Source organism: Dyadobacter jiangsuensis (assembly GCF_003014695.1).
In the GTDB taxonomy this organism is placed as follows: domain Bacteria; phylum Bacteroidota; class Bacteroidia; order Cytophagales; family Spirosomataceae; genus Dyadobacter; species Dyadobacter jiangsuensis.
The window spans coordinates 1-2,872 of record NZ_PYAS01000040.1; the positions used below are offsets into that span (position 1 = coordinate 1).

A 2,872-nucleotide genomic window follows, 5' to 3' on the forward strand; every position below is an offset into this window, starting at 1 on the left:
CCAAGCAATACCGTGTGCCGCGATAACTGCCCGATGTTTGTGCTACCCAACGTATTTACACCCAATGGCGACAACAAAAACGACACCTTCCAGCCGCTGGAATGCCCCGCATTTGTACAATCGCTGGAATTCAAAGCCTACAACCGATGGGGTGCCCAGGTGTACTCGACCAAGGATGTCAACATCAATTGGGGCGGTAAAACCAATGGCGGTAAAGACCTTGCTGCGGGTCAGTATTATTATGAAGTAACCATCTATTTCGAATCTTCTCAAAAACAAGGCACAGAGACCAGCATGAAAGGCTGGGTACAATTGCTGAGATAGCAATACAAAATCACATCAGAGCGCTGTTTGTGCTGCTTTGGTACTTTGTTACAATTCGTATATGATTTATAAAGTTGTTTTGTATGTTTACAAACCGACACATTATATTCATTCCCAAAGCACACATTTTTACCTGAATTTTCGTTGATTTAACGTACCTGACAGGAGAAATGGCCCCTGCCATTACCTCCCTATCATTATTAGCTCGACACAGATTTATGCGCTCTGTTTTACGAATCCCATTATACTTGTTCTTCCTGGCTCTGCTGTGTAGTGGCTTTCAGGCCATGGCTACGCACATACGCGCGGGCGAGATCACAGCACGGAGGCTTACTCCCGCCGGCTCGGCAATCCATACCTACGAGATAAAGCTTACGGCCTATTTTGATATGCAGAATGGTGAAGGGGCTGCCAACGCTCAAAATTCCGTGTTCTTTACGATCGGTCCGCCGAATGCCACCCAAACTTCCACTGTTGCTGTTTTGGAAGCGCCGCGTATTCAGCCAATCCCGAACATTGGTAACAACACGACGCAGAACACGTACATTATCAATTACACTTTCCCCACTGCCGGAAAGTACCGCATTTCGTTCGAAGAGGACAACCGGAACAACAACGTACTCAACATCGGCCCGCCGCCTACGCAGAACCTGAACTTCTACGTAAGCACGATCCTGGAAATCAATGCCAATTTCGGGAAAAACCAAACGCCTGTCCTGCTCAATGCACCCATCGACGTGGCAGCGGTTGGACAGCGCTACATCCACAACCCTGGCGCATTCGATGCCGATGGCGACAGCCTTGCCTACCGGATGTTTATTCCCCAAAGAAGCGGTGTAAAGGGCACGGGTATCAACTTGCAATACAAGGATCCCAACATGGTAACGCCTCCCGGATCCACGGAAGCCGGCGCATCACCTGCTACTTTCGGCATTAACAGGATCACCGGCGACCTGATATGGGACGCGCCCGTCACGAAAGGCTATTATAACGTCGCATTTGTCGTCGAAGAATGGCGCGATGGCGTGCTCATAGGCGAGATCGTCCGCGATATGCAGATTATCGTCGAGGATGCCCGCAATGATCGACCGGTGATTAAGCCCCTGGACGATATTTGCGTCGAGGCCGGTACGCTGATCAATCAGCCTGTGACAGCCACGGATAAGAATGGCGACAAACTCACGCTCACATCGTCGGGCGGCGTTTATGACGCGTCTCTGATCCCCCCTGCCGTCGCGAAGTTTACGGTCGCCAATCAGGGCGCCCAGGGTACTGTCAATGGTTTGTTCACGTGGCAAACTTCTTGTGCCCATATTCGTCTGGAGCCTTACGACGTCCTTTTTAAAGTCGAAGATGCACCGGGGCCGAACGTCCCCAATCCGTCGCTGTTCCGGAAGCTCGTGGATATGACCACGGTGAATATTAAGGTTTACGGGCCAAAACCGACAGGATTGCGGGGCACAGCCGTTGCCGATCCCACAGGCACTGCTTACCGTCTCAACTGGGATGCCTATAAATGCCAGATCGCAGGAGCCAAAATCGCTATTTATCGGGCGGAAAAATGTACCGACCTTCAAGAAGATGTGTGTAGTCCGGGCATTCCTGCCGGATCGGGGTATGAAGAAATCGGAAGAGTCGATATTAACCAGACCACATTCCTGGACAATAACGGCGGGGAAGGCCTACGCGCGGGTGTTTCCTATTCCTACCGCATCGTGGCCATGTTCCCACGGCCAGGTGCCAGCCCTACCGACCCGGGTTACCTGATCGGCGGCGGGGAAAGCCTTGCTTCCGCCGAGTATTGCCTCAACCTCCCATTGGCCATGCCGGTCATCACCAACGTGACTGTCGATTCTACCAGCACCACAAGAGGACAAATCACCGTGAAATGGATCAGACCTGCCACTGCAACTGGCCTTCCCGCCCAGTACCGCCTTTACAGGGCTACCGGACAGAATGGGACCGCTTTCACCAAAATTGCCGACATCAACACAAACCTCACACCAGGAGCTGCCGACACCCTGTTCGTCGATAAAGGGCTGAACACCCAGGTCAATGCCTACAACTACAAGCTCGAATATTATACCACCGTAAACGGACAGCTCACCAAGTTCGACGAAACCGAAACGGCCAGCTCGGTAAGACTCGAACAAGCCGCTGCGCAGCCTAATCAGGTAGGGTTGAAATGGACCGCGCTCGTGCCCTGGGACAATGGCAACCGCGTGCACCGCGTGTACCGCGAGGATAAAACGAAACCCGGCACGTTCAACCGCATTGCCGAAGTATCCGTCACCGGGCCGCAGACATTTACCTACGTCGATGATGGGACCGATAAATATGCCGCCGACGGAACCGTGAATGTGACCATTGTCAAGGACTCTACCTATTGTTATAAAGTGGAAACGGTCGGCTCCTACAACAACAGCCAGATCAAGCCATCGGTACTTTACAATTTCTCGCAGATACTCTGTGTTTCTTCTTCGGATACCACCAGGCCATGCCCGCCGGTGCTTACCCTGGACCCCCTCAATTGCGACTCGCTCAGGGC

The 2,872-nt window shown here is 52.4% G+C and carries 2 protein-coding genes; both read left to right on the forward strand.

The window, feature by feature from the left end; translation table 11 throughout:
• The coding region (locus CLV60_RS34020; protein WP_146151655.1) for a T9SS type B sorting domain-containing protein at window positions 1–324 on the forward strand (324 nt) is incomplete at its 5' end.
• 248 nt (window positions 325–572) lie between these two features.
• The coding region (locus CLV60_RS34025) for a fibronectin type III domain-containing protein (protein ID WP_229211252.1) at window positions 573–2,872 on the forward strand (2,300 nt) is incomplete at its 3' end.